Here is a 25,421-nt window from a genome sequence, read left to right on the forward strand (position 1 = left end):
GAGGCCGCGGCCACCGCTACCCTGGAAATCGTGACCGATCGCGCCAATTCGTCGCTCAATCCCCCCGCCGGGGCGGGGGCCGGGCGTTCCGGTGTCACGCTCGGCGCCGACCAGCTCGAGCAGATCCGCCGCCTCGTCGCGGTCGGCCGGGCCTCCTCGGTCGACGAGTACGTCGCCGCGGCCGTGGCCGAGCGCCTCGAGCGCGACCGCTCCCTCACCGAGCTGCAGGACCTCTTCGAGCGCAAGGGCCACGCCCCCAGCGCCGAGCACCTGGCCTGGGCCCGCGAAGTCCTCGGCGTCGACGACAGAGACGGCGAGGGCAGAGCGTGATCGGCGGCCGCATCCTGGACGTGTCGGCCATCGTCGGTTTCGCGACCTCCATGCCCTACCCGCAGGCCGTCGTCTTCACCGCCCTCGAGCAGAACGTGGTCCTCGCGATCCCCTCCGGGGCCCTCGCCGAGGCCTGGTCCCAGGCCCGCCGCCGCGACCGCGACGCCCTTCTCGTCCTGCTCGGCCTGCCCGTCACCGTCGTGATGGACCTCGACCAGAAGTCCGCCCGCGACGTCGGCCTCATGCTCTCGCGCTCGCGCCAGCACGGGAACATCGCCGCCGGGCACGTCGCGTGGTGTGGCCTGAACCGCCCCGGCTGGCCCATCGTGACGGGCGAGCCGAAGACGCTGCTTGCATTCGACTCGAGCCTCGAGATCGACCAATTGCCTTGAGCCGAGGACCGACGGACAATGGAGGGGTGCACGTGACCGCCGCACAGGAGCAGACCATGAGCGATCTCGGCCAACTGGACTACCGGCCCCGCAAGTCCCGCATCGGGGCCTGGATCGGCGCCGCCGTCGCGTTCGGCGGCTTCACCGCCCTGTCGTTCACGCTCGGCAGCCAGACCTACGAGGGCGGCGCCGTCACCTGGGTCGACCAGGCGGGCATGATCGGCCTCGGCGTCATCGGCGCCGGCATCGCCCTCAGCTTCCTGCGCCTGCGCGTCCGCGCCGACGCGAAGGGCATCGAGGTGACCAATGTCGCATCGAAGCGCTACTTCCCCTGGCAGGTCGTCACCGCCCTCAACTTCACGGACAAGATGACTTGGGCCACCGTGGAACTCGCGGACGACGACGAGATGTCCATCATGGCGATCCAGGTCAGCGACAAGGCCCGCGCTGTGGCGGCGATCAAACACCTGCGAGCGCTCTTGGAGCAGTCCCGCAGCTAGGTGCTAGTATTGCGTGTCGATCGCACCGGGCCATCTCGCATGGCGCGCGGTGCCGCAAGCGGAGTCCAGCTCCCACCCGCAGCCGGGACCCCTCAGGGGGAGCCGACAGGTGAACGGGTCACGTACGGCGACGAGATCGCCGTGCCCTTGGAGTGGACCCTGGCTGACGCCGGGGTCTTTTCTTTTGGGGACCTCACACGCGTGAGGCCTGTGCTGGGTCACGCTTGCACGACAAGCCGCCGGGGCTCCCGCCCCGACGACCGGAACAGCCACAGGGGCGCTGATGTTGACATCAGCGAGAATCGCGAACCAAGGAGGCCCCATCAGCGATCTGCGTATTAACGACCAGATTCGGACCAAGGAAGTGCGCCTGGTCGGCCCGGCAGGGGAACAGGTCGGCATCGTGTCGATCGACAAGGCCCTGCAACTGGCCGCCGACGTCGACCTGGACCTGGTCGAAGTCGCACCCACCGCCCGTCCGCCGGTCTGCAAGCTCATGGACTACGGCAAGTACAAGTACGAGTCCGCTCAGAAGGCCCGTGCCTCGCGCCGCAACCAGCAGCAGACCGTCATCAAAGAGATGAAGCTCCGGCCGAAGATCGACAAGCACGACTACGAGACCAAAAAGGGTCACATCGTGCGGTTCCTCACGGCCGGCGACAAGGTCAAGATCACGATCATGTTCCGCGGTCGCGAGCAGTCGCGCCCCGAGCTCGGCCGGCGCCTGCTGGACAAGCTCGCGGAAGAGCTCGCCGACCTCGCGATCATCGAATCGGCCGCCAAGCAGGACGGCCGCAACATGATCATGGTCGTCGCCCCGATCCGCCCCAAGGGCGAGATCGCCAAGAGCGGCGGCGGACGCAAGGGCGGACGCGGCGGCGACGCCGAACCGGCCGAAGCGGCGGCCCCGGAGGCGCCCGCGGCGGCTCCCTCGGAGCAGCCCGCGGAGACGCCCGCCGAGACGACGCCCGAGGCCTGACCCCGAGCACCACTCACCGGCCGGAAGCGGGCGCCCGCGCGCGCCCGCCCCCGACCGGCATTGAACACAGAGGAGAAGCACGATGCCGAAGATGAAGACCCACAGCGGTGCCAAGAAGCGGTTCAAGGTGACCGGCTCCGGCAAGCTGATGCGCCGCAGCGCCGGCAAGAACCACCTCATGGAGCACAAGAGCGGTCGCTTCAAGCGCAAGGCGCAGGGCCGCACCGAGCTCGCCCCCGCCGACCAGAAGCAGGTCCGGAAGCTGCTGGGCAAGTAAGCCCGCACTCCGTTTGACTTCCCATCCGCTTTAAACGCAAGGAGACTTACTGTGGCACGCGTCAAGCGTTCGGTGAACGCCAAGAAGAAGCGCCGCGTCGTACTCGAGGAGGCCAAGGGTTACCGCGGCCAGCGCTCGCGCCTGTACCGCAAGGCCAAGGAGCAGCTGCTCCACTCGTACACCTACTCGTACCGCGACCGCAAGAACCGCAAGCGCGAGTTCCGCAAGCTGTGGATCACCCGCATCAACGCGGCCGCCCGCGCGAACGGCATCACCTACAACCGCTTCATGCAGGGCCTGTCCCTCGCCGAGGTCGAGGTGGACCGCAAGATCCTCGCCGAGCTGGCCGTCAACGACGCGGCGGCGTTCACCGCCCTCGTCGAGGTCGCCCGCAAGGCCCTCCCCGAGGATGTCAACGCCCCGGTCGAGCAGTAAAGATGCATCTTGATGAACCCGGGACGGGCGCGCTCACCGCGCGATCGTCCCGGGTTGTCAATGCCCGCAAGCTGCAGCGCCGCCGCGAGCGCGACAAGACCGGGCGGTTCCTCGCCGAAGGCCCCCAGGCCGTCCGCGAAGCGGTCGCCGCGGGCGTGGTCGTGGACCTGTTCTACGACCTCGACGCCGACGAGCGCCACTCGGACCTGATCGACGCCGCCGTCGCCGCGGGCGCCCACGTGCACCCGTGCACCGACGCGGGCCTGGCCGCGCTGGCCGAGACCGTGACCCCGCAAGGGCTCGTCGCGGTCTGCAGGTTCCTCGACCAGCGCCTCCCCGAAGCGGCGACCCTGGTCGCGGTGCTGCACGGCATCACCGACCCCGGCAACGCCGGGACGGTGCTCCGCGCCGCCGACGCGGCCGGAGCCGACTGCGTGGTCTTCGGGACCGACTCGGTCGACCCCTACAACGGCAAGTGCGTGCGCTCCTCCGCCGGGAGCCTCTTCCACCTGCCCGTGGTCCGCGCCGCCGACACCGGCGACGCGCTCGACCTGTTCCCGCACGCCCAGATCCTCGCCGCAGCCGCCGACGGCGACGACCTGTACGCGCTCGACGCCGCGGGCGACCTCGAAGCGCCGACCGTGTGGCTGTTCGGCTCCGAGGCCCACGGCCTCGACGACGAGACCGCCGCACTGGCGCACCGCAAGGTCGGCGTCCCGATCTGGGGCAAGGCCGAGTCCTTGAACCTGGCCGTCGCCGCCGGGGTGTGCCTGTACGCGAGTGCCGCCGCGAAGCGGCGCGCGTCATGAGCACGGTCGCGAGCGCCGCCGCCGCACGGCGAAAGTTACACTGGTGGCATGTCGATCGACTACCGCGAATTTATCCAGCCCGCCGGGTGCGGGCTGTGGCGTTAGTCGACCACTTCCTCTCTGGCGGGCTGCGGCCGAGCCGCGCGCCTTTTCTAGACTCCTAAAGGTCCCGCCAGGAGAGAGACGAATGACTACAGAGAATGAGGCTGGCCTGCTCCAGCCCGAGGCCCTCGCAGGGGCCGTCAAGGACGCCGCCGCGATCATCGAGGCCGCCTCCGACCTTGGAGAACTCGCCGCCGCCAAATCCGCCACGCTCGGCGACAAGGCGCCGGTGTCCTTGGCCCGCAGGGCCATCGGTTCGATCCCGGGCAAGGAGCGCGGGGAGGCCGGACGCAATGTCAACGCCGCCCGCACCGAGATCACCGCGGTCTTCGAGGCCCGCGAGGCGATCCTGAAGGAGGCCGAGGCCGCCCGCGTCCTCCGCGAGGAGACCGTCGACGTCACCGCGCGCACGCCCCGCCGCCGCCAAGGCGCCCGCCACCCGATCAACGTCCAGATGGACCGCATCGCCGACCTGTTCGTGGCCATGGGCTACGAGATCGGCGAGGGCCCCGAGGTCGAGCTCGAGTGGTTCAACTTCGACGCGCTCAACATCCACCCGGACCACCCGGCCCGGACCATGATGGACACCTTCCACATCGCCGACGGCAAGGGCGAGTACGGCTCGAACATGGTGCTGCGCACCCACACCTCGACCGTGCAGATCCACACCATGCTCACGCAGGAGCCGCCGATCTACACGGTCGCGCCCGGCCGGGTGTACCGCACCGACGAGGTCGACGCCACCCACTCGCCCGTGTTCCACCAGACCGAGGGCCTCGTGGTCGACAAGGGCATCACCATGGCCGACCTCAAGGGCACCCTCGACCACTTCGCGAAGTCGGTCTTCGGCCCCGAGGCGATCACGCGCCTGCGGCCCTCGTACTTCCCGTTCACCGAACCGAGCGCCGAGGTCGACGTCTGGTTCGCCGCGCACAAGGACGGGCCGCGCTGGATCGAGTGGGGCGGCTGCGGCATGGTCAACCCGCGCGTGCTGCGCGCCTGCGGCATCGACCCCGACGTGTACTCGGGCTTCGCGTTCGGCATGGGCGTGGAGCGCGCGCTCATGCTGCGCCACGGCATCACCGACCTGCGCGACATCATCGACGGCGACGTCCGGTTCCCCGCCGGGCTGAAGGTGGAGGAGTAGACGATGAGGATCCCCGTTTCCTGGCTCGCCGAGTACGCCGCCCTGCCCGCGGACCTCACCACGGAGGCGCTCGACGCCGCCCTGGTCGAGGCCGGGCTCGAGGTCGAAGAGGTCGACGACCTGCGCGGCCGCGTCACCGGCCCGCTCGTGGTCGGCCGCGTCGCCTCCATCGAGGAGCTGACCGAGTTCAAGAAGCCGATCCGCCACTGCTGGGTGGAGGTCGGCGAGGCCGAGCCCCGCTCGGTCATCTGCGGCGCGCGGAACTTCGCCGAAGGCGACCTCGTCGTCGTGGCCCTGCCGGGCGCCGAGCTGCCCGGCGGGTTCAAGATCGGCTCGCGCAAGACCTACGGCCGCCTCTCGGACGGCATGATCTGCTCGGCCCGCGAACTCGGCGTCTCCGACGACCACGAGGGCATCATCGTCCTCCCCGAGGGCGAAGTGGGCGCCGACGCGCGCCCGCTCGTGGGCCTGGACGACGTCGTGTTCGAGCTGGCGATCACCCCTGACATGGGCTACTGCTTCTCCGTGCGCGGCATCGCCCGCGAGGTCGCGCACCGCCTCGGCGTCGCGTTCACCGACCCGGCGTCCAAGGCCGCCGAGCCCGCCGCGACCGAGCACCCGCCCTACCCGGTGCGGGTCGAGACCGACGGCTGCACGCGGTTCACGCTGCGCGAGGTGCGCGACGTGGACGCGAACGCCGAGTCCCCGGAGTGGATGGCCAAGCGGCTCACCCAGGCCGGGATGCGCCCGCTGGGCCTGGCCGTCGACGTCACGAACTACCTCATGCTCGAGCTGGGGCACCCGCTGCACGCCTTCGACCGCGACGCCCTCGAGGACGTCATGGTCGTGCGCCGCGCCAAGCCGGGCGAGACGCTGAAGACCCTGGACGACGTGGAGCGCAAGCTCGACCCCGAGGACATGGTCATCACCGACGGCACCGGCCCGCTCTCGCTCGCCGGCGTCATGGGCGGCCAGACCTCCGAGGTCGGGCCGACCACCCGCAACGTGCTCATCGAAGCGGCGCACTGGAACCCGACCGCGATCGCCCGCACCTCGCGGCGGCACAAGCTGACCTCCGAGGCCTCCAAGCGCTACGAGCGCGGCGCGGACTCGGGGATCACGCTCATCGCCGCCCAGCGCGCGGCCGACCTCCTGGTCGAGTACGGCGGGGGCACCCTCGTCGAGGCCGTGGCCGACATCGACCACCGCGAGCCGGCCGCGCCGATCGTGATGCCGGTCGACCTGCCGTCGCGGACCATCGGCGTGGACTACGACCGCGACCTCGTCGTCGCGATGCTCGAAGCGGCCGGCTGCACCGTCGTCGGCGGCGTCGTCAAGGAAGGCACCGTGGAGGGCGGCGACGTCCTCACCGTGGTGCCCGCCTCGTGGCGCCCCGACCTCACCGACCCCGCCGACCTCGTGGAGGAGGTGGCCCGCCTCCACGGCTACGGCCACATCCCCTCGAGCATCCCGCGCGCGATCGCCGGAACCGGCCTGACCTCCTCGCAGCGGCGCCGCCGCCGCGTGGCCCGCGCCCTGGCGGACAACGGGTTCGTCGAGACCTACACGTTCCCGTTCGTCTCGCGCGAGCGCGCCGACGAGCTGGGCCTGGACGAGAAGGACCCGCAGCGCGAGGCCGTCGCCGTGCTCAACCCGCTCGACGACGCCGCGCCGCTGCTGCGCACCACCGTGCTCGCGAGCCTGGTGAACGCGGTGCGCCTCAACCTGGCGCGCGGCGCGAAGGACCTCGCGGTGTTCGAGGAGGGCCTGGTCTTCCAGCCCGCCGAGGGCTGGTCCGACCTCGAAGTGGTCGAGCTGCCGGTCTCCAAGCGCCCCGAGGACGAGGCCATCGCGGCCGCGATCCGGCGCCTGCCGGCGCAGCCGCGGCATGTGGCCGCCGTGCTGTGCGGACAGAACGTGCCGTCCGGTGTGGACGTCCAGGGCCGCGCCGTGGACTGGGCCGACGCGGTCGAGGCCGCCGAGATCGTCGCCGAGGCCTCGGGTGTGAAGCTCAAAGCGGCCCGAGGGGAGGCCGCGCCGTGGCACCCGGGCCGCTGCGCGGAGCTGCGCGTGGGCGGGGCCGTCGTCGGCCACGCCGGCGAGCTGCACCCCGAGGTCTGCGAGCGCTTGGGCCTGCCCCGGCGCACCGCCGCGATGGAGCTCGACCTCACCGCGCTGCCGCTGCCCGACCTGGCGCCCGCGCCGGTGATCTCGCACTTCCCGGCCACCCTCATCGACGTGGCGATCGTGCTCGGCGAGGAGGTCCCGGCGGGCGAGGTCGAGGCGGCCCTGCGCGAAGGCGCGGGCGAACTGCTCGACTCGCTGCGGCTCTTCGACGTCTACCGGGACGCGAAGCTCGGTGAAGGCAAGAAGTCGCTCGCCTTCAAGCTCGAGCTGCGCGCCGCCGACCGGACCCTCACGAACGAGGAGGGCGTGGCCGTGCGCGACGCCGCCGTCGCCGTGGCGGCCGCGCGTTTCGGCGCTTCCATTCGCGAATAGACGGTTGCGACTCCTGGGGCGCAACATCGCAGGTGCGATGGGGCGCCCCATTCGCGTGTCCGCGTCAGCCGGTTACGGGCAGTAAGCCCAGAGCCGGGGGTTCCCGGCTGGTCCGCGCCTTTTAAGGTACGTGGTGTGAATAACGGGAACCCCTCTCGCGTTGGCAGGCGGCGGAGGCGGACCGGCTCGCAAGGCGCGTTGGCCCGCAGCCACCGAGCCGCACCCGCCGGCGCGTCCTACAACGGTGCGCGGCGCAAGGACGCCACGAACGTCTTCTCCGCCATCAAGGTCGATCCGCACGTCTTCGACGGGCTCCTCAAGATCGACCGGCTTCGCCTGGCCGTCGGCGGGGCCGTCGTCCTCGTGATCGCCATCGGCGTCACCATCGTCCTCGCCAACCTGCCGAGCGAAGGCGCCGGCGGGGCCGACCAGGAGGACGCCGCCTACCTCTACGCGGGCGGCCAGGCACTCCCCGACGACTTCGCCGACCGGCACCCCTCGCTGGCCGAGCAGATCAACGCCGAACTCGAGGCCCGCTACGGCCTCACCCCCGACCAGCTCTACGACGAGGCCGCCCGGCCCGACGGCCTCCGCGTCGTCCTCACCCTCGACAAGGCCCTCCAAGAGGCCGCCGAGCAGACCCCCGACGAAGCGGGCGTCGTCGCCGTCGAACCCGGCACCGGCGCGGTGCGCTGCTATTACGGCGCCGAGCGGGCCTCCGGCGCCGACCAGGTCAGCGCCGCCGCGCCCCACCCGCCCTCCTCGGTGTTCGACATGATCACCGCCGCCACCGCACTCGAAGCGGGCGCCTCCATCGAATCGTGGTGGAGCGACCAGGACACCGACGTCACCCTCGCCGCCGCCGTGCAGGAGTCGCGCACCGGCGCGATGGACGCCGTCGCCGAGAAGTACGGCGTCGAAGCGGTCCTCGAGACCGCGAAGGGCATGGGGCTCAGGACCATCGCCGACGGCCAGGGCACCGTCTACGACCTCGCGAACGGCGAGTACGGCGGACTCAAGGCCGCCGACTTCGGCACCTACCCCGTCAGCGTCGTCGACATGGCCGGCGTTTACGCCACCATCGCCGCGGGCGGCCTCCAGGCCGAGACCCACTTCATCGAGCGGGTCATCGACACCGGCGACGACGAGGTCCCCGCCGACCAGGACATCGCCACCAACCAGGCCCTCGCCGAGACCACCGCCCAGGACCTCCAGTTCCTCGGCCTCGGCGAGGCCGAGGCCATCGACGACCGCGACTTCTTCGGCGTGGGCGCCGACTACCACGGCGAGACCACGCAGGCCTGGTTCGTCGGCGCGATACCGCAGCTGAGCGTCGCCGCCTGGGCCAACGGCGAAGCCGCCGCCGACGGCGGCGTAGGACTGTGGCGCAACGTCATCGACACCGCCATCGAGACCAACGACTACGAGGCCGAGCGGCTGCCCGGCGCCTCCGGCGAGGGCGAGGACCTGACCGAGGACATCGTGGGCGACGACGGCCAGATCGACCCCGACAGCGCCTACTGCCGGACCAATCCCGACGCCGAGGGCTGCGGCGCCTCCTCCTCGCCCAGCGCCTCCGACTCGCCGTCCGCGGACGACACCAGCAGCGCGGCCGAACCCGAACCCGACCCCACCTCCGCCGAACCCGACCCCGAGCCCTCGTCCTCCTCGGAACCCGAGCCGGAACCGTCCACCACGGAGGACTGCAACTGGCCGTTCTGCTGAGCCGCAGTGGTAGGGTGCGGGCTCCGGCAACGCCCACCAGCCATGAGGAGTCACCATGTCCTACGACCCTTATCAGCAGCAGTCCCAGCCCCCGGGCATGCAGCCGCCCCCGCCGCCGGGCATGCCCATGGCACCGCCCGCCTACCCGCAGCAGCAGGCCGGCGGCGTCGAGATCAACGGCAAGGCCGTCGCGGCGCTCGTCTGCGGCGTCCTGTTCTGCACCGGCCTCCTCGGCATCATCTCGCTCGTGCTCGGCAAGAGCGCCGAGCGGGAGATCAACGCCGGCATGGGCATCGGCCGCCCGATGGCCAAGGCCGGGCGCATCCTCGGCTGGGTCGGCATCGCCTTCACCCTGGTCTGGGTCGCCTACTTCATCATCCTGTTCGCCATCATCGGCACCGCGGCGAACTCCATCTCGAACTCCACGGTGTACTAGCTTGACCCCCAACGGCTTCCCGCGATCGCGGCTGCTCCTGACACTCTCGATCGCGGTGCCGTTGGCGGTGCTCGGCGACGCCCTCTGGGTGCGCGCCGACCCCGGCTCCCCGCCGTGGCAGGGCCTCGACGACTGGTGGAACGGCCTCGTCGGCAGCCCGGGCGGCAGCCCGCTCTGGCACGCCGCCGAGCTCTTCAACCACCTCGGCGGCGAGTTCGGCCTCGTCCTCGGCGCCGTCGGCATCGTGCTGCTGCTCCTCGTGCGGCGCTGGCGTTCGGCGGTGTACGTCTGCGCGGCGCTCGCGGCGACCAAGCTCGTCACCGACGCGGGGAAGCACCTGGCCGAGCGTCCGCGCCCCGGCGACATCACGGTGGACACCGGCTCGTGGGCGTTCCCGTCCGGGCACAGCTCCCGGATCGCCGCGATCGCGGTCGTCATCGCGGTGCTCTTCGTCCCCGCCCGGCACTGGAGCCGCTGGTGGCCGTTCGCGATCGCGCTGACGTGCGCGATGATGCTCGCCCGCAACTGGCAGCACGCGCACTGGCTGACCGACACGGTCGCGGGCGCGGCCACGGGCGCGGCGGTCGCCGTCTTCATGTGGTGGGCGCTCGCGCCGCTGCTCGACCGCGAACGCGCCCTTCGCGAAGGCGCCGTGCTCGAGACGGCCGACGCGGGGGCCCAGGGGATCGGCTCAGAGCGCTTAAGCTGATTGCAGTTCTTTCTGAGAGGTGCCCTCGATGACCACGCCCGACCCGTACTCGCAGTCCCAGCAGCCGCCCCCGCCGCCGCAGGTCCCGCCGCCCTACGTGCCGTACCCGCCCCAGCCCTACGGGTACCCGCCGTACGTGCCGCCGCGGCCCACGAACGGCATGGCGGTCGCGGCGATGGTCGTCGGGATCGTCGGCGTGTGCGGCTTCCTGGGCATCCTGGCGCTCATCTTCGGCAACGTCGCGAAGCGGCAGATCCGCGAGACCGGCGACCAGGGCGACGGCATGGCGACGGCGGGCATCGTGCTCGGCTGGATCGGGACGGCCGCCACGATCTTCTGGATCGCTTACTACATCATCATGATCGTGTTCGTCGGCGCCGCGTTCAACGAGCTCGAGAACAGCGACTGGCCGACCAGCGACTGGCCGACCGACGACCCGACCTGGGCGATCACTTTGCTGGCCGGGTTCTGACGTACGTCGTCGCCGTCGTGTTCGCGGCCGCCAGGACCGCGAACGCGACCGCGGCGGCCGCGTAGCCGAGTCCCCACAGGGCCAGTGCCCCGGAGCCGAACGCGGCGGCCTTGACCGCGACCACGCCCGCGGTCGGCAGGAGGAACCGCGCTCGCGGCGAGGCGAACGCGCCCCACACCGCGATGAGCGCCCCCACCGCGGCGACCGCGATCGGGATCCTGGCCCACCAGGCGAGGTCGAGCGCGAGCGCCCACCAGCCCACGAAGGCGAACATCGCCATCTCGAGGGCGAACGCCAAGAGCGCGTTGAGCATGACGAGGGTGCGGAGCGGGCCGGCGTACCTCGCCCATTCGACCGGGGGAGGCGAGGATTGTTCACTTCGGGGCACATGTCAATGATGTCGCCCGGGGCGGCCCGTATCCACTCCGGGTGCGACCAAAGTCGGAGGCGCGGATACGCATCGAGGCTGAGGACGCGGCGGCCCGGGCGTGATGGGATGGGGGCATGACCGATTCCCCGGGCCTCCTCCAGCGCGTCCACCGCGGCGACGCGATCGCCGCGGGGCTGCTGTTCGCGGCCGGGTCGCTCCTGATCGGACTGGGCAGCTTCGAGCGGTACGTGGCGGACCTGCCGATGTGGGTCCGGTTCGTGCCGCTGGCGCTGACCTGCCTGGGCGTGGTGATCCGGCGGGCCGCGCCGGGCTGGTGCCTGGCCATCGGCACCGTCGGGTTCTGCATGGAGGTCGGCATCGGACTGTCGCTGGCCACGGCCTGCGTCTTCACCGACAACCTCTACGCGTTCGCCCGCTACGGCCCGCGCCGCAAGGTCCGGGTCCTCGCACCGGTGGTGGCGCTCCTCGTCCTGGGGCTCGGGGTGTTCTCGGTCCTGGAGGGCCGGAGCCTGGTCGCGGTGCTCACCACGCTCGCGATCGCCGCGGTGGTGCTGCTCTCGCCGATCGCCACGGGCGTCATCGTGCGGCAGGCGCACGACCGGGCGAACCTGGAGGCCGAGCGGGCGGAGCAGGCGACGCGCCTGGCGGACGTGCGCCGCCGCGAAGCGGTGCTGCGCGAACGCACGATCATGGCCCGGGAGCTGCACGACACGGTCGCGAACTACCTCTCGGCGATCGCCCTGCAGTCGACGGCGCTGCAGGCCCGCAAGGACCTCGACGCGGAGACGGTGCGGACCTCGGTGGCCGCGATCCGCTCGAGCTCGGTGGAGGGCCTGGCGGAGCTGCGGCGCATCATCGGGCTGCTGCGCGCGGGGGACGAGGGCGAGGAGCTGGCGTCGTACCGGATCGACCAGGTGCCGGACCTGGTGGAGCGCATCCGCGCGGTCGGGTTGAAGGTCGACTTCGAGGTCGAAGGGGTGCAGCGGGACCTGCCGGGCGAGGTCGAGCTGACCGTGTACCGGCTGGTGCAGGAGGCGCTGACGAACGCGCTCAAGTACGGCTCGGACGCCTCGGTCGTGATCGGCTTCGAGGCCGAGCGGCTGACGGTGCGGGTGGAGAACGCGCTCGACCCCGAGGCCACCGCGCCGTGGAACGACGCGGTGCCGAGAGGCGGGGCGGGCCTGGTCGGCATGACGGAACGGGTCCGGCTGCTGGGGGGTAAGGTGCACGCCGGACTCGACGGCACCCGCTGGAAGGTCTGCGCGGCAATCCCCACGGGAGGCAATGGTGGCTAGGGTCCTGCTCGCCGACGACCACGCGGCGGTGCGCGCCGGGCTGCGGATGCTGCTGGACAGCGCCGACGACATCGAGGTGGTCGGCGAGGCCGCCGACGGCGTCGAGGCGGTGGAGCGCGCGAGGGAGCTGCGCCCGGACGTGGTCGTGATGGACATCCGGATGCCCCGCAAGGACGGCATCGCGGCCGCGGCCGAACTGCGCGGCGTCGCCGACGTGCTGGTGCTGACCAGCTACGGCGACGACGCGAACGTCTTCGACGCGCTCCGGGCGGGGGCCAGCGGGTTCCTGCTCAAGGACGCCGACGCCGAGACGCTGGTCGAGGCGGTGCGCACGATCGCGCGCGGCGACGGGTTGATTTCGCCCGCGGTCACGCGCGGCCTCATCGCGGAGTTCGCGCGCTCGCGCCCGGCCTACGCCCCGATCGCGGTCGACGGCGCCGGGCTGGCGAACCTGACACCGCGCGAGACCGAGGTGCTGGCGCTCATCGGCGAGGGCATGTCGAACGCGGAGATCGCGGGCGAGCTCGGCATGGCGGAGGCGACGGTGAAATCGCACGTCACACGGGTGCTCGCGAAACTCGGTCTCGCCAACCGCGTGCAGGCGGCGATCTTCGCCCGTGAACAGGGGCGCTGAGGTTCCGGCGACCTGCGGCCGCCCGCGAACAGGGCGGTGATCACTTCCCAACCTCCGGAATTCGAGCGCGACACCCCGGCTGAATGCTGATACAGTGCTCTGCATAGTCATTCAACACGGAGGTTTTCCAGTGGCTTATCAGGTCGCCGTGGCGGGTGCCAGCGGCTACGCCGGGGGCGAGGTGCTGCGGCTGCTCGCCGACCACCCGCAGCTCGACGTCGTCGCCGCGGGCGCGCACAGCAACGCCGGTGAGTACATCACCGCAGTCCACCCCCACCTCACCGCGTACGGCGACCGACGCTTCACCCCGACGAGCCCGGAGGCCTTCGAAGGCGCCGACCTGGTCATCATGACCCTCCCGCACGGCCAGTCGGCCGCGCTCGCCGCCCAGCTCCCGGCCGACCAGAAGATCGTGGACCTCGGGGCCGACCACCGGCTCCAGGACGCCGCGGCCTGGGAAGCCTACTACCCGGGCCCGCACGCCGGGACCTGGACGTACGGCCTGCCCGAGCTCCCCGGCCAGCGCGAGGCGGTCGCCGCCTCGACGCGGGTCGCCGCGACCGGCTGCTACGCCGTCGCCACCATCCTCGCCCTGCGGCCCCTGCTCGACGCCGGGATCGCCTCGCCCGAGGACGTGGTGGTCGTCGCGGCCTCCGGCACCTCCGGCGCCGGCAACGCCCCGAAGAAGAGCCTCCTCGCGAGCGAGGTCATGGGCTCGATGAGCGCGTACAAGGTCGGCGCGCACCAGCACGTGCCCGAGATCAAGCAGGCTTCCGGCGCCGCCTCGATCTCGATGACGCCGCTGCTGGCGCCGATGCCCCGCGGCATCATCTCCACGGTGACCGCCAAGGCCGCCGCCGAGGTCACCGCCGCCGATGTGCACGCCGCCCTGGTGAAGGCCTACGACGGGGAGCACTTCGTGCATGTGCTGCGCGAAGGCCAGTGGCCCTCCACGGCCGCCACCTACGGCACCAACGCCGTCCAGCTCCAGGGCACGGTCGACAAGGACTCGGGCCGGATCATCGTCACCTCGGCGATCGACAACCTCGGCAAGGGCGCGGCCGCGCAGGTCGTGCAGTGCGCCAACCTCATGCTCGGCCTCGACGAGGCCGCGGGCCTCACCGTGAACGGAGTGGCGCCGTGACCGCTCACACCCGTCGCCCCGCCCGCCGGCCCGCTTCGCTCGCCGTTACCCGAACCGGAGTAAACGCATGACCATCACGTCCCCCAAGGGCTTCCAGGCCTCGGGCGTCACCGCGGGCCTCAAGGCCTCCGGCAACCCCGACATGGCGCTCGTCGTCAACGAAGGCCCGCTGCAGGTCGCGGCGGGCCGCTTCACGGGCAACCGCGTGAAGGCCGCCCCGGTCAAATGGTCCCAGCAGGTCCTGAAGACCGGCGCGCTCAAGGCCGTCATCCTCAACTCGGGCGGCGCGAACGCCTGCACCGGCGCGCTGGGCTTCCAGAACACGCACGCCACCGCCGAGAAGACCGCCGAGGTCCTCGGTTGCGGCGCAGTCGAAGTCGCGGTCTGCTCGACCGGGCTCATCGGCGAGCAGCTGCCGATGGACAAGATCCTGCCGGGCGTCGAGGCCGCCGCGAAAGCCCTCGCCGCCGACGGCGGCCCCGCGGCCGCCACCGCGATCATGACCACCGACACCGTCGCCAAGAACGCCGTCGTCACCAGCCCCGCGGGCTGGTCCGTGGGCGGCATCGCCAAGGGCGCGGGCATGCTCGCGCCGGGCCTGGCCACGATGCTCGTCGTGCTCACCACCGATGCGGTCGTCGACGCCCCGCTCGCGGACGCCGCGCTCGGCACCGCCTGCCGGTACTCGTTCGACCGGCTCGACTCCGACGGGTCGATGTCCACCAACGACACCGTGCTCCTGCTCGCCTCCGGCGCCTCCGGCGTCGAGGCCGAGGCCGACGAGTTCATCGCCGCGCTCACCGAGCTGTGCAAGGACCTCGCGCACCAGCTCCTGTCCGACGCCGAGGGCTCCACCAAGGACGTCGCCATCACCGTCTCGGGCGCCGAGGTCGAGGACGACGCCGTCGAAGTGGCCCGCTGCGTCGCCCGCGACAGCCTCGTCAAGACCGCCCTGTTCGGCTCCGACCCGAACTGGGGCCGCATCCTCGCCGCCGTCGGCACCGCCAAGGCGCCCTTCGACGCCGACGCGGTCGACGTCGCCGTCAACGGCGTCTGGATCTGCAGGGCCGGCGCCGCCGGGGAGCCGCGCGACCTCGTCGACCTCAAGGGCCGCGAGGTCACGATCGACATCGAGCTCCACAACGGCCCCGCCTCGGCCACCATCTGGACCAACGACCTGTCCCACGACTACGTTCACGAGAATTCGGCGTACAGCACATGAGCCTGACAGACGACCTCGCACCTCACCTGCAGAAAGCCCTCGGCAAGGCCGAGACCCTCATCGAGGCCCTGCCGTGGCTCCAGCGCTTCACCGGCTCCATCGTGGTGGTCAAGTACGGCGGCAACGCCATGATCAACCCCGAGCTGCAGGCCGCGTTCGCCGCCGACATGGTGTTCCTGCACTACGTCGGCATCAAGCCCGTCGTCGTGCACGGCGGCGGCCCGCAGATCTCCTCCATGCTCGCGAAACTCAACATCGCCTCCGAGTTCAAGGGCGGCCTGCGCGTCACCACCCCCGAGGCCGCCGACGTGGTCCGGATGGTCCTGGTCGGCCAGGTCGGCCGGGAACTGGTGGGGCTCATCAACAACCACGGCCCGTTCGCGGTCGGCATGTCCGGCGAGGACGCGCAGCTGTTCACCGCCAAGCGGCGCTGGGCCGAGGTCGAGGGCGAGCGGGTCGACGTCGGCCGCGTCGGCGACGTCGCCTCTGTCAACACCGCCGCCGTCGACGACCTCATCGCCGCCGGCCGCATCCCGGTCGTCTCCACCGTGGCCCTCGACCACGACGGCGTCCTCTACAACCTCAACGCCGACACCGCCGCCGCCGCGCTCGCCGAAGCGCTCGGCGCGCAGAAGCTCATCGTCCTCACCGACGTCGAGGGCCTCTACGAGAACTGGCCCGACAAGGACTCGCTCCTGCGCCAGATCACCACCGACAAGCTCGCCGGCATGCTGCCGTCCCTCCAGGCCGGCATGGTCCCCAAGATGGAGGCCTGCCTGCGCGCCGTCAAGGGCGGCGTCCCCCAGGCGCACGTCATCGACGGGCGCGTGCCCCACTCCACGCTGCTGGAGATCTTCACGACCGACGGCGTCGGCACCATGGTCCAGGAGTCGAAATGACCTACGCGGAGCAGATCAAGACCCGGTACGAAGCCGCGCTCATGGGCAATTACGGCCTGCCGCCCGTCGCCCTCCGCGAGGGCGAGGGCCGCTCCGTGACCGATGTGGACGGCAACACCTACCTCGACATGATCGGCGGCATCGCCGTCTCCAGCCTCGGGCACAACCACCCCGCGCTCGTGGAGGCCGTGAGCCAGCAGGCCGCCCGGCTCGCGCACACCTCGAACCTGTTCCTGCACGAGAAGGAGGTCGAGCTCGCCGAGAAGCTCCTCGAGCTGTGGGGCAACCCCGGGCGGGTCTTCCTCTGCAACTCGGGCACCGAGGCCAACGAGGCCGCGCTCAAGCTCGCGATCCTCCACGGCGCGGCCACCGGGAAGACCCGGATCGTCGCCACCGAGAACGGCTTCCACGGCCGCACCCTCGGCGCCCTGTCGATCACCGGCAAGGCCGCGATCCGCGAACCCTTCGCGCCCTTCGGCCGCGACGTCGTGTTCGTGCCCTACGGCGACGCCGACGCGCTCAAGGCCGCCGTGGACGAGACCGTCGCCGCCGTCTTCCTCGAACCCACCCAGGGCGAGACCGGCGTCGTCCCCTCCCCGGCCGGGTACCTCAAGGCCGCCAGGGAACTCACCGCCGAGCACGGCGCGCTCCTGGCCCTGGACGAGATCCAGTCCGGGTTCGGCCGCACCGGCGCCTGGTTCGCCCACCACGCCGAGGGCATCGTCCCCGACGTCGTGACCCTCGCCAAGGGACTCGGCGGCGGCGTCCCCATCGGCGCGGTGCTCGCCACCGCGGCGACCGCCGCGCTCTTCACCAAGGGCGCCCACGGGTCCACGTTCGGCGGCAACCCGATCGCGTGCGCCGCGTCCCTCGCGGTGATCGACACGATCGAGCGCGACCACCTCTTCGAGAACGTCCTCGCCCTGGGCGAGCGCCTCGACGCCCGCCTCACCGCCGACCCCCGGATCACCGAGGTCCGCGGCCAGGCCCTGTGGCGCGGCATCAACCTCGCCGAACCCGTCGCGGCCGAAGCGGTCGAACGGCTCATCGGCCTCGGCGTGCTCGCCAACGCGCCCCGGCCCGACACGGTCCGGATCGCGCCCCCGCTCACGATCACCGAATCGGAGCTGGACGCCTTCTGCGACAAGCTCCTCGAAGCCCTCGACCTCGTCATCCCCGCGCCCGGAGGCCGACCGTGACCCTGAAGCACTCAGCTCCGCTGAAGAAGAAGCATTTCCTCAAGGACGACGACCTCACCGTCGCCGAGCAGGCCGAAGTCCTCGACCTCGCCGCGAAGATGAAGGCCGACCGCCACGGCTTCCCCGCGCTCGCGGGCCCGCTGTCCGTCGCGGTCGTCTTCGAGAAGCCCTCCACCCGCACCCGGCTCTCCTTCGACGTCGGCATCGCCGAGCTCGGCGGCCACTCGGTCGTGATCGACGCCCACTCCACGCAGCTGGGCCGGGGCGAGACCGTCTCGGACACCGCCCGGGTCCTCTCGCGGTACGTGAGCGCGATCGTGATCCGCACCTTCGGCGACGACCGGATCGAAGAGCTCGCCGCCCACGCGAGCGTCCCGGTCGTCAACGCCCTCACCGACGGCTGGCACCCGTGCCAGCTCCTCGCCGACCTGCAGACCATCGCCGAGCACAAGCCGCTCAAGGGCACGAGCATCGCCTACCTCGGCGACGCCGCGTTCAACATGGGCAACTCCACCGTGATCGCCTGCTCGATGGCCGGCATGCACGTCCGCATCGGCGCCCCCGCGGCCTACCAGCCCGCCCCCGAGGTCCTGGCCCGCGCGGCCGAGATCAACGCCGAGACCGGCGGTTCCGTGGCCCTCACCGAGGACCCGGTCGAGGCCGTGGCCGGCGCCGACGTCGTCTCGACCGACGCATGGGTCTCGATGGGCATGGCCGACAACGAGAAGCGCATCCAGGAACTCACGCCGTACCAGCTCAACGGCGAACTCCTCGCCCACGCCGCGCCGGACTCGATCGTCCTCCACTGCCTTCCCGCGCACCGCGGCGAGGAGATCACCGACGAGGTCATGGACGGCCCGCGCTCGCGCGTGTTCGACCAGGCCGAGAACCGCCTCCACGCGCAGAAGGCGCTCCTCGCCTGGCTCCTCAAGGAGCGACGACCGTGAGCCCGCACCCCTCGCCGGCCCGCTGCGCTCTGAGCGACTCGGAGAACGCCGCGTGCCGACGCGTCGCCCCTCACCGGAGTGAGCGCCGATGAACCAACCGACCACCAAGGCCGCCCGCCAGGCCCGGATCGTCGAGCTCATCTCGGGCAGCCCGATCCGTTCCCAGACCGAGCTGGCGAACCTCCTCGCCGCCGACGGCATCGAGGCCACGCAGGCCACGCTCTCGCGCGACCTCGAAGAGCTCGGCGCGGTCAAGGTGCGCGGCACCGACGGCGGCAGCGCCGTCTACTCGATCTTCGAGGAAGGCGAACGGCCCCTTCGCGACACCGAGATCGCCTCGGACCGCCTCCAGCGGCTCCTGCGCGAACTCCTCGTCGGCGCCGACCACTCCGGCAACATGGCCGTCCTGCGCTGCCCGCCCGGCGCGGCCCAGTACCTCGCCAGCGCCATCGACCGCTCGGGCCTGTCCGACGTGATCGGCACCATCGCCGGGGACGACACCATCGCCGTGATCGCGCGCGACGGCGTGACCGGCGCGCACGTCGCCGACCAGATGCTGCACTGGGCGGGCAAAGGCCCCGACCCCTATGCGGCCCAAGACCACCAGCAATGACCGTGATGCACAGCAAGGGAGACGCCGCGTAATGGCGAAACTGTGGGGAGGCCGCTTCTCGGGCGGCCCGGCCGCCGCGCTCGAGGCCCTGAACGCCTCGATCGGCTTCGACTGGCGCCTCGCGCCGTACGACCTCAAGGCCTCGAAAGCCCATGCGCGCGTGCTCAACCGAGCCGGACTGCTCACCGCCGACGAGCTGGAGCGGATGCTCGGGGCCCTCGACGGCCTCGGCGAGGACGTCGCCTCCGGCGCGTTCACCGGCACCATCGCGGACGAGGACGTGCACACCGCGCTCGAACGCGGTCTCGTCGAACGCCTCGGGGAACTCGGCGGCAAGCTCCGCGCCGGCCGCTCGCGCAACGACCAGATCGCCACGGACCTGCGCCTCTACTGCCGCGACCACGTGCGCGGCCTCGCCGCCGACCTCACCGACCTCGTCAGTGCCCTCACCGAGCAGGCCGCCGGGCTCGTGGACGCGCCCGCGCCGGGCATGACCCACCTGCAGCACGCGCAGCCGATCACCCTCGGCCACCAGCTCCTGGCCCACGCCCAAGGCCTCCTGCGCGACCTGGAGCGCCTGGGGGACTGGGACAAGCGCGCCGCGCTCTCCCCGCTCGGCTCGGGCGCGCTCTCGGGCTCGTCGCTGCCGCTCGACCCGGTCGCGGTCGCCGAGGAGCTGGGCTTCGACGCCCCCGTGGCGAACTCGCTCGACGGCGTCTCGGACCGCGACTTCGCGGCCGAGCTGCTCTTCGCGTGCTCGATGATCGGCATCCACCTCTCCCGCCTGGGGGAGGAGGTCATCCTCTGGTCGAGTCAGGAGTTCGGCTGGGTCACGCTCGACGACGCGTTCTCCACGGGCTCGTCGATCATGCCCCAGAAGAAGAACCCCGATGTGGCGGAACTGGCGCGCGGGAAGGCGGGCCGTCTCGTCGGCAACCTGACCGGTCTGCTGGTGACGCTCAAGGGCCTGCCGTTCACGTACAACAAGGACCTCCAGGAGGACAAGGAGCCGGTCTTCGACTCGCTCGACAACCTGGCGCTCCTCCTCCCGGCCGTGACCGGCATGGTCGCGACCATGACGTTCAACGTCGAGGTGACGCGCGCGTCCGCGCCGACCGGGTTCAGCCTCGCGACCGAGGTCGCGGACTGGCTGGTGCGCAAGGGCGTGCCGTTCCGCAGCGCCCACGAGATCGCCGGGGCCTGCGTGGCCCACTGCGAGTCGCGCGGCATCGAGCTCCACGAGATCGCCGACGCCGACCTGGCCGGCATCTCCGAGCACCTCGACCCGGCCGTCAAGCAGGTCCTCGACGTGGACGGCGCCCTCGCGGGCCGCACCACCCCGGGCTCCACCGGCCCGAAGCCGGTCGCCGACCAGCTGGCGAAGGTCCGGGAGCAGATCGACGCCTGGAAGGCCTGGGCGAACTGACGCCCGCGCGTCTCAAGCCGAACGAGCAGCGGCCCGCGCCTCGCGCGGGCCGCTTTCCCTGCGCCCGTCAAGCGGGCGGGGCGATGACGATCTTCCCGTCGCAGTGCGGCGGCTGCGTGCCGGTCACCGGTTCGGTGCGGCAGACGGCCACGGTCAGGTAGTCGATCGAAGCGGTCTCGTCCGCGGTGAGCGCGAAGGCGTATTCGATGCCGTTGTCGCGCTCCGGCATCGGCACGTACTCGACGTCCACGGGGGCGTCCTTGTCGTAGGCGACGACCTCGAGGTGGCGGTCGTGCGGTTCCACGCCCAGGCAGATGCGGCCGTCCCGGTGGAACGAGGTCCAGGCCTTGCCGGTGACGTTCACCGTCGGCTCGACGCCGATCTCGGCCCATTCGGCCTCGCCGGCGGTCGAGTAGAGGGTGCAGTAGTCCTCCCCGAGCGCTTCGGTCGCGAATCCGATCGGCGCTCCGGCCGACGCGGGGGCGGCGGCCGCGAAGACCGCGAGCACCGCGGTGAGGACCACCAAGGCGGTCCTCACCGCGGTGCGGCGTGTGCGGGTTGGGTGCATGGCGACTCCAGGTCGTCTGAGCGGGTGCGCGCCCAACCTCGCGCCCCGACGTCAATATTTACCGTCCTAAATATCCGTGAACTCCATGCGGCCGTCAAGCTCCTTGGCGAGCCGCCGCAGCCGCACCGCGGTGAACACCGTGAAGAAGCCCCAGATGATCGCGAAGAACCCGATCGTCACGACCAGCGCCACCGCGCCCTCTTCGGGATTGGCCAGCAGCACGATGCCCAGCACGACTCCGGCGAGGCCGGAGATCACGAACAGCCAGCGCCCGCCCGCGTCGCGCGAGAGGCCGAAGCCGCTCACGATCGAGCCGAAGCCGATCACGATCGCCCAGATCGCGATCAGGTACAGCAGCGCGAGCGCGCTGATCCCCGGCCAGAACAGGGCGATGAGGCCGGCGACCACGCCGACCGCGCCGAGCACGATCAGGATCCCGCGCCCGCTGGAGCGCCTGATCCCCATGGCGATCGCGGTGATCCCGTCGACCACGGCGTACGCGCCGAACAGGATGACCAGCGCGAGCAGCGTGATCTCCGGCCAGAACACGGCCATGGCCCCGAAGACGATGGTGAAGACACCCCGCACCAGCACCCAGGCCCAGTTCCTGGCGAGCAATTCCAGCATCGCAACCACCCCGTTCCACCTGCGATAACGCCCTTGGATCCGAGGCTAGACCCCAGCGGACCGAGCAGCATGAGTTCCCCGAAACGCGACACGGCGGACGAGGGCGGACGTGTGTTTGACAATTGTTGTACACTCGATGCATGGCTATTGGCTTCCGTCCCACCGACGACGACGAGCGGATCATCGAGAGCTTCAAACGCGAAGGCGAGAGCACCTCCGATGTCCTCCGTCGCGGCCTGCGCAGCCTCGAACGGCTCGCCTGGGAGGACCAGGCCCGAGCCGACATGGCCCGGCTGGCCCTCGAAGACCTCTCCGACGAACCCGACGCGTGGGAGTACGACGAGAGCGGCGCCATCCGCATCGTCGGTACGGACCTCATCGTCCCCGCCCGCAAGGACGAAGGCCGGTGATCCGGGGCGCCGTCTACCCGATCGACCTCGGGGACGCGAAGCGCGGCCACGAGCAGCGCGGCAAGCGGCTCGGCCTGGTGCTGAACACGCAGCAAGAGCGGTGGAGCACGGTGATCGTCGTTCCAACCTCGACCAGCGCCCAAGGATCGGCCTTCCGGCCCGAGGCCCTCGTCGCCGGCCGGACTACGCGCTTGCTGGTCGACCAGTTGCGCACCATCGACACGCGGTATGTCACCGGCGACCTCGTCGACTTCTTGAAACGCGAGGACATGGAGCAGGTCGAATACGCGGTCGTCCGCTACCTCGGCCTCATGGCCTGAAGCGCTTCGTGCTCGCCCGCCCGATAGTCGCTTTACCGGAGTCCGGCGGGTGCATAGGCTGCGGGCGTGATTGATGCGCTGCGCGGGTTCCCGTCCGATCCGGCCGCTTTGGCGGAGTTGAACCACCGGGAGGCGGCCGGGTGGCTGCTCGCGGACGGGTGGAACGTCTGCGGAGCGGGGGACTGGGCGACGGTGTGGCGCTCGCCGGACGGGGCGCTGGCGGCGCGGGTGAGTCCGTTCGAGCCGGCCTATGAAGTGTTCGTGCGGCTGTGCCGGGCGCTCCCCGGCAATCCGCTGCTGCCGCGGATCGAGCTGGACGCGCCGCTCGAGGGCGGCGGGCGGCTCACCGTCATGGAGCATCTGGCCCCGGCCGATCAGGAGCGGGCGGAGGCGGTGTGGCAGCGGTGGGACGAGGCCGGTCCGGACGATCCGATCGCGGTGGTCAGGGCCACCGCGGAGCGGCTCGATGCCGAAGCGGCCGAGGCGATCCCGTACTGGGGCGGGCTGGACCGCAACCCGCACAACGTGATGGCGACAGCGGCGGGCGAGCCCCGACTGGTCGACCTGTTCTACGCCGAGGGCCTCGTGATCTACGGCGAGCTGCTGAAGGACCCGGCGGCGGTGCGGGCGCGGTTCCCCGCGGAGCGGCGGCGGTACATGGCCGAGATCGGCGCGGTCGTGCGCATGTCGCCGCCTGAGGAGCTCGCGGCGCTCAGGGCCGCCGCGCAGGATTGAAGAAGGCCCCGGCGCATCGCGCCGGGGCCTCGGTTTCCTTTCTAACGGGTCAGGGCCGGTTCGCGGTCCGCGCGCTTCGGCTCGGTCTCCGGTTCGACGGTGACGTGGGGCAGGGCCTTGTCGAGCCACTTCGGGATCCACCAGGCGCCGCGTCCCATGACCTTCATGACGGCGGGGACGAGGAGGCAGCGGATCACGAACGCGTCGATGAAGATCGCGACGGCCATGCTGATGCCGAACTGCTGGAGCAGGCGGGCGTCGTCGAGGATGAACGAGCCGAACACGGCCATCATGATCGCCGCGGCGGCGGTCACCACCCCGCCCGTGGAGGCGAGGCCGCGGCGGACCGCGACGAGGGCGTCGCCGGTGCGCTGCCACTCCTCGCGCATGCGGGACATGAGGAACACCTCGTAGTCCATGGAGAGGCCGAAGATGATCGCGAAGGACATCACCGGGACGAAGGCCTCGACCGGTCCGGCCGGGATGCCGAACATGCCCTCCTGGAAGATCCAGGCGACCACGCCGAGGCTCGCGCCGATCGTCATCAGGTTGAGGATCGCGGCCTTGACCGGGATGAGGATCGAGCGGAAGACGACCATCAGCAGCAGGAGCGAGAGGCCCACCACGAACAGCAGGAACAGCGGGGCCTTCTCGATCATGATGTCGCTGAAGTCGATCGCGGCGGCGGTGGAGCCGCCGACGAGCTGGTCGCCGTCGACCGCGCCGAGTTCGTCGCGGAGCTCGTGGACGAGGTCGACGGTGGCCTGGTCGGCCGGGCCGGCGGTGCCGACCACCGTGGACATCCACAGTTCGTCGCCGATCGCGAACGGCGGCGACGCCAGCTCGACCGCGTCGAGACCGGCGAGCGTCTCGTACGCGGCGTTCGCCTCGGCCTCGGTGCCGTCGGTGACGACCATGAGCGGGCCGTTGAAGCCCTCCCCGAACTCGGCGGAGAGCAGGTCGTACGCTTCGCGGCTGGTCGTGCCCTCCGCGTCGGTCCCGGCGTCGGCGAAGCCGAGGCGCAGGTCGAGCAGCGGGGTCGCGAGGGCCGCGAGCCCGGCGGTGACGACGATGATCGCCAGCCAGGCCCGCTGCTCCACGAACCGGGACCAGCCGACCCAGCGGGCGCCCGGCACCCGCTTCGCCTTCGCGGCCTTCTTGCGGACGCGCCGCTCGATGCGCTTGCCGAACAGCGCCAGCAGGGCGGGCAGCAGCGTCACCGAGGCGAGCATCGTCACGAGCACCGTGAGCGCCACCGCGATCGCGACCGCCTGGAGCGAGCCCAGGCCGAGCGCGAACAGGCCCATGAGGGCCACGATGACCACCGAGCCGGCGAACAGGACCGAGCGGCCGGCCGTGTCGAGCGCCGTCGCGGCGGCGGCCCTCCGGCTCGCGCCGCCCTGCAGCTCGGAGCGGAAGCGGGCGAAGATCAGCAGCGCGTAGTCCACGCCCACGCCGAAGCCCACGAGGAACATGATGGGCGTCAGGAACGTCGGCAGCGTGACCACATGGGACACCAGCATGGACAGGCAGAACGCGGTGCCCACGGCGAACAGGGCGGTGATGAGCGGCAGGCTCGCGGCGAGCAGGGACCCGAACATGAACACGAGGATCACCAGGGCCGCGAGCATGCCGATGCCCTCGGCCGCGCCGCCCCCGCCTTCGCCCGCCTCGCGGATGACGTCGCCGCCGAGGGCGAGCGTCAGGCCCTCGCCCGAGGCGTCCTCGGCCATCGGGATCAGCTCGGCGGCTTCGGCGGTGGTGCCGTCCCAGGTCAGGGTCGCGTAGCCGACCGTGCCGTCCTCGCTGATCGCGCCGTGCTCGGCGAACGGGTCGTTCACGCCGGTCACGCCCGGCTCGTCGGCGAGGTCGGCCAGGAAGGCCGCGACCCGGTCCCGCTCGGCGGCGACCGAGTCGGCGCCGAAGACCACCTGCACGGTGGACTCGTTGGCTTCAGGGGCGCGCTCGTCGAGCAGGTCGGCGAGCTCCTGCGACTCGGTGCCGGGCATCGAGTTGTCGTCCTCGAACGCCGAGCCGACCGCGCCCGACGCGCCGATCGCGGCGCCGAACACGAGGACCCAGAGGAGGAGTGCGATCCAGGGGCGGCGCTGCGTCCAACCGGACAGCCGCGCCAGGGCGGAGGGCTTCGAGGCAAGGTGTGGTTCCATGCCGACCACTC

At 71.4% G+C, this 25,421-nt stretch carries 28 protein-coding genes and 1 pseudogene; 25 read left to right on the plus strand and 4 right to left on the minus strand.

The window, feature by feature from the left end:
* Positions 1-30: 30 nt before the first annotated feature.
* The 13 genes from AB0K52_RS07750 (at position 31) to AB0K52_RS07810 (ending at position 10,812) form a co-directional block, all read left to right on the plus strand.
* Positions 31-330 (plus strand): hypothetical protein, encoded by a 300-nt coding sequence (locus tag AB0K52_RS07750; protein WP_363527694.1) that lies wholly within the window; start codon positions 31-33, stop codon positions 328-330.
* A complete protein-coding gene (locus AB0K52_RS07755) occupies positions 327-722 on the plus strand; it encodes a hypothetical protein (RefSeq protein ID WP_112140276.1) in 396 nt (131 codons plus the stop codon). The genes AB0K52_RS07750 and AB0K52_RS07755 overlap by 4 nt, the downstream gene beginning before the upstream one ends.
* Before the next feature lie 32 nt (positions 723-754).
* Positions 755-1,222 carry a PH domain-containing protein gene (locus tag AB0K52_RS07760; RefSeq protein WP_363527697.1) on the plus strand — a complete coding sequence of 156 codons (468 nt, stop codon included), beginning with the start codon at positions 755-757 and terminating at the stop codon, positions 1,220-1,222.
* 337 nt (positions 1,223-1,559) lie between these two features.
* Positions 1,560-2,201 carry a translation initiation factor IF-3 gene (gene infC, locus AB0K52_RS07765; RefSeq protein ID WP_363528397.1) on the plus strand — a complete coding sequence of 214 codons (642 nt, stop codon included), beginning with the start codon at positions 1,560-1,562 and terminating at the stop codon, positions 2,199-2,201.
* Positions 2,202-2,283: 82 nt separating this feature from the next.
* Positions 2,284-2,478 (plus strand): 50S ribosomal protein L35, encoded by a 195-nt coding sequence (rpmI, locus tag AB0K52_RS07770; protein WP_208494136.1) that lies wholly within the window; start codon positions 2,284-2,286, stop codon positions 2,476-2,478.
* Between the two features lie 51 nt (positions 2,479-2,529).
* Positions 2,530-2,913 (plus strand): 50S ribosomal protein L20, encoded by a 384-nt coding sequence (gene rplT / locus AB0K52_RS07775; protein ID WP_208494137.1) that lies wholly within the window; start codon positions 2,530-2,532, stop codon positions 2,911-2,913.
* Positions 2,914-2,915: 2 nt separating this feature from the next.
* A complete protein-coding gene (locus tag AB0K52_RS07780) occupies positions 2,916-3,722 on the plus strand; it encodes an RNA methyltransferase (RefSeq protein WP_363527701.1) in 807 nt (268 codons plus the stop codon).
* A gap of 187 nt (positions 3,723-3,909) precedes the next feature.
* The gene (gene pheS / locus AB0K52_RS07785) at positions 3,910-4,971 is read left to right on the plus strand and encodes a phenylalanine--tRNA ligase subunit alpha (protein ID WP_363527704.1); all 1,062 of its coding nucleotides are present in this window, start codon (positions 3,910-3,912) and stop codon (positions 4,969-4,971) included.
* 3 nt (positions 4,972-4,974) lie between these two features.
* The gene (gene pheT / locus AB0K52_RS07790; RefSeq protein WP_363527707.1) at positions 4,975-7,470 is read left to right on the plus strand and encodes a phenylalanine--tRNA ligase subunit beta; all 2,496 of its coding nucleotides are present in this window, start codon (positions 4,975-4,977) and stop codon (positions 7,468-7,470) included.
* Positions 7,471-7,668: 198 nt separating this feature from the next.
* On the plus strand, positions 7,669-9,195 hold the full coding sequence (locus AB0K52_RS07795) for a penicillin-binding transpeptidase domain-containing protein (protein ID WP_363527710.1): 1,527 nt from the start codon (positions 7,669-7,671) through the stop codon (positions 9,193-9,195).
* Between the two features lie 55 nt (positions 9,196-9,250).
* Positions 9,251-9,631: a DUF4190 domain-containing protein gene (locus AB0K52_RS07800; protein WP_363527713.1), complete on the plus strand. Its 381-nt coding sequence runs from the start codon at positions 9,251-9,253 to the stop codon at positions 9,629-9,631.
* Position 9,632: 1 nt separating this feature from the next.
* The gene (locus AB0K52_RS07805; protein ID WP_363527716.1) at positions 9,633-10,340 is read left to right on the plus strand and encodes a phosphatase PAP2 family protein; all 708 of its coding nucleotides are present in this window, start codon (positions 9,633-9,635) and stop codon (positions 10,338-10,340) included.
* 28 nt (positions 10,341-10,368) lie between these two features.
* On the plus strand, positions 10,369-10,812 hold the full coding sequence (locus AB0K52_RS07810; RefSeq protein WP_363527719.1) for a DUF4190 domain-containing protein: 444 nt from the start codon (positions 10,369-10,371) through the stop codon (positions 10,810-10,812).
* On the opposite strand, the gene AB0K52_RS07815 is transcribed toward AB0K52_RS07810, so the two are convergent.
* Positions 10,790-11,200, minus strand: a complete 411-nt coding sequence (locus tag AB0K52_RS07815) for a YrdB family protein (RefSeq protein WP_363527722.1) — start codon at positions 11,198-11,200, stop codon at positions 10,790-10,792. The genes AB0K52_RS07810 and AB0K52_RS07815 overlap by 23 nt on opposite strands.
* 116 nt (positions 11,201-11,316) lie before the next feature.
* Here AB0K52_RS07815 and AB0K52_RS07820 point away from each other — a divergent pair, with 116 nt between their 5' ends.
* From AB0K52_RS07820 to argH, 9 genes are all read left to right on the plus strand, one after another.
* Complete coding sequence (locus tag AB0K52_RS07820) at positions 11,317-12,498, plus strand: histidine kinase (RefSeq protein WP_363527725.1); 1,182 nt, start codon at positions 11,317-11,319, stop codon at positions 12,496-12,498.
* On the plus strand, positions 12,488-13,132 hold the full coding sequence (locus AB0K52_RS07825; RefSeq protein WP_363527728.1) for a response regulator transcription factor: 645 nt from the start codon (positions 12,488-12,490) through the stop codon (positions 13,130-13,132). The genes AB0K52_RS07820 and AB0K52_RS07825 overlap by 11 nt, the downstream gene beginning before the upstream one ends.
* A gap of 130 nt (positions 13,133-13,262) precedes the next feature.
* A complete protein-coding gene (gene argC / locus AB0K52_RS07830; protein ID WP_363527731.1) occupies positions 13,263-14,276 on the plus strand; it encodes an N-acetyl-gamma-glutamyl-phosphate reductase in 1,014 nt (337 codons plus the stop codon).
* Positions 14,277-14,343: 67 nt separating this feature from the next.
* Positions 14,344-15,498, plus strand: coding sequence for a bifunctional glutamate N-acetyltransferase/amino-acid acetyltransferase ArgJ (gene argJ, locus AB0K52_RS07835; RefSeq protein ID WP_363527734.1), 1,155 nt, complete (start codon positions 14,344-14,346; stop codon positions 15,496-15,498).
* Positions 15,495-16,397 carry an acetylglutamate kinase gene (gene argB, locus AB0K52_RS07840; protein WP_208494150.1) on the plus strand — a complete coding sequence of 301 codons (903 nt, stop codon included), beginning with the start codon at positions 15,495-15,497 and terminating at the stop codon, positions 16,395-16,397. Before argJ ends, argB begins: the two co-directional genes overlap by 4 nt.
* Positions 16,394-17,596: an acetylornithine transaminase gene (locus tag AB0K52_RS07845; protein ID WP_363527737.1), complete on the plus strand. Its 1,203-nt coding sequence runs from the start codon at positions 16,394-16,396 to the stop codon at positions 17,594-17,596. Before argB ends, AB0K52_RS07845 begins: the two co-directional genes overlap by 4 nt.
* Before the next feature lie 2 nt (positions 17,597-17,598).
* On the plus strand, positions 17,599-18,543 hold the full coding sequence (gene argF / locus AB0K52_RS07850; RefSeq protein ID WP_363528400.1) for an ornithine carbamoyltransferase: 945 nt from the start codon (positions 17,599-17,601) through the stop codon (positions 18,541-18,543).
* 88 nt (positions 18,544-18,631) lie between these two features.
* On the plus strand, positions 18,632-19,156 hold the full coding sequence (locus tag AB0K52_RS07855) for an arginine repressor (protein ID WP_363527740.1): 525 nt from the start codon (positions 18,632-18,634) through the stop codon (positions 19,154-19,156).
* 31 nt (positions 19,157-19,187) lie between these two features.
* Positions 19,188-20,582, plus strand: a complete 1,395-nt coding sequence (gene argH / locus AB0K52_RS07860) for an argininosuccinate lyase (protein ID WP_363527743.1) — start codon at positions 19,188-19,190, stop codon at positions 20,580-20,582.
* Between the two features lie 67 nt (positions 20,583-20,649).
* Here argH and AB0K52_RS07865 read toward each other — a convergent pair whose 3' ends face one another.
* Both AB0K52_RS07865 and AB0K52_RS07870 read right to left on the minus strand, forming a co-directional pair.
* Positions 20,650-21,150, minus strand: a complete 501-nt coding sequence (locus AB0K52_RS07865) for a hypothetical protein (RefSeq protein ID WP_363527745.1) — start codon at positions 21,148-21,150, stop codon at positions 20,650-20,652.
* A gap of 66 nt (positions 21,151-21,216) precedes the next feature.
* Positions 21,217-21,777, minus strand: coding sequence for an HdeD family acid-resistance protein (locus AB0K52_RS07870; RefSeq protein ID WP_363527748.1), 561 nt, complete (start codon positions 21,775-21,777; stop codon positions 21,217-21,219).
* Between the two features lie 140 nt (positions 21,778-21,917).
* Here AB0K52_RS07870 and AB0K52_RS07875 point away from each other — a divergent pair.
* From AB0K52_RS07875 to AB0K52_RS07885, 3 genes and pseudogenes are all read left to right on the plus strand, one after another.
* Positions 21,918-22,109: pseudogene (locus AB0K52_RS07875) on the plus strand (hypothetical protein); the annotation flags it as partial.
* 74 nt (positions 22,110-22,183) lie between these two features.
* On the plus strand, positions 22,184-22,507 hold the full coding sequence (locus AB0K52_RS07880; protein ID WP_363527750.1) for a type II toxin-antitoxin system PemK/MazF family toxin: 324 nt from the start codon (positions 22,184-22,186) through the stop codon (positions 22,505-22,507).
* A gap of 66 nt (positions 22,508-22,573) precedes the next feature.
* A complete protein-coding gene (locus tag AB0K52_RS07885; RefSeq protein ID WP_363527753.1) occupies positions 22,574-23,242 on the plus strand; it encodes a hypothetical protein in 669 nt (222 codons plus the stop codon).
* A gap of 41 nt (positions 23,243-23,283) precedes the next feature.
* Here the strand turns inward: AB0K52_RS07885 and AB0K52_RS07890 are convergent, their stop codons facing one another.
* Positions 23,284-25,410 carry an MMPL family transporter gene (locus tag AB0K52_RS07890; RefSeq protein WP_363527756.1) on the minus strand — a complete coding sequence of 709 codons (2,127 nt, stop codon included), beginning with the start codon at positions 25,408-25,410 and terminating at the stop codon, positions 23,284-23,286.
* Positions 25,411-25,421: the final 11 nt, after the last annotated feature.

Source organism: Glycomyces sp. NPDC049804 (genome assembly GCF_040674615.1).
Taxonomy (GTDB): Bacteria; Actinomycetota; Actinomycetes; order Mycobacteriales; family Micromonosporaceae; genus Glycomyces; species Glycomyces niveus.

Excerpts from the sequence above, each read along its gene's own strand:
- rpmI (WP_208494136.1), top strand. The coding sequence starts at position 2,284 with ATGCCGAAGATGAAGACCCACAGCGGTGCCAAGAAGCGGTTCAAGGTG.
- AB0K52_RS07780 (WP_363527701.1), top strand. The coding sequence starts at position 2,916 with ATGCATCTTGATGAACCCGGGACGGGCGCGCTCACCGCGCGATCGTCC.
- pheS (WP_363527704.1), top strand. The coding sequence starts at position 3,910 with ATGACTACAGAGAATGAGGCTGGCCTGCTCCAGCCCGAGGCCCTCGCA.
- pheT (WP_363527707.1), top strand. The coding sequence starts at position 4,975 with ATGAGGATCCCCGTTTCCTGGCTCGCCGAGTACGCCGCCCTGCCCGCG.
- AB0K52_RS07800 (WP_363527713.1), top strand. The coding sequence starts at position 9,251 with ATGTCCTACGACCCTTATCAGCAGCAGTCCCAGCCCCCGGGCATGCAG.
- AB0K52_RS07810 (WP_363527719.1), top strand. The coding sequence starts at position 10,369 with ATGACCACGCCCGACCCGTACTCGCAGTCCCAGCAGCCGCCCCCGCCG.
- AB0K52_RS07820 (WP_363527725.1), top strand. The coding sequence starts at position 11,317 with ATGACCGATTCCCCGGGCCTCCTCCAGCGCGTCCACCGCGGCGACGCG.
- AB0K52_RS07825 (WP_363527728.1), top strand. The coding sequence starts at position 12,488 with ATGGTGGCTAGGGTCCTGCTCGCCGACGACCACGCGGCGGTGCGCGCC.
- argJ (WP_363527734.1), top strand. The coding sequence starts at position 14,344 with ATGACCATCACGTCCCCCAAGGGCTTCCAGGCCTCGGGCGTCACCGCG.
- argB (WP_208494150.1), top strand. The coding sequence starts at position 15,495 with ATGAGCCTGACAGACGACCTCGCACCTCACCTGCAGAAAGCCCTCGGC.
- AB0K52_RS07845 (WP_363527737.1), top strand. The coding sequence starts at position 16,394 with ATGACCTACGCGGAGCAGATCAAGACCCGGTACGAAGCCGCGCTCATG.
- AB0K52_RS07855 (WP_363527740.1), top strand. The coding sequence starts at position 18,632 with ATGAACCAACCGACCACCAAGGCCGCCCGCCAGGCCCGGATCGTCGAG.
- argH (WP_363527743.1), top strand. The coding sequence starts at position 19,188 with ATGGCGAAACTGTGGGGAGGCCGCTTCTCGGGCGGCCCGGCCGCCGCG.
- AB0K52_RS07865 (WP_363527745.1), bottom strand. The coding sequence starts at position 21,150 with ATGCACCCAACCCGCACACGCCGCACCGCGGTGAGGACCGCCTTGGTG.
- AB0K52_RS07870 (WP_363527748.1), bottom strand. The coding sequence starts at position 21,777 with ATGCTGGAATTGCTCGCCAGGAACTGGGCCTGGGTGCTGGTGCGGGGT.
- AB0K52_RS07890 (WP_363527756.1), bottom strand. The coding sequence starts at position 25,410 with ATGGAACCACACCTTGCCTCGAAGCCCTCCGCCCTGGCGCGGCTGTCC.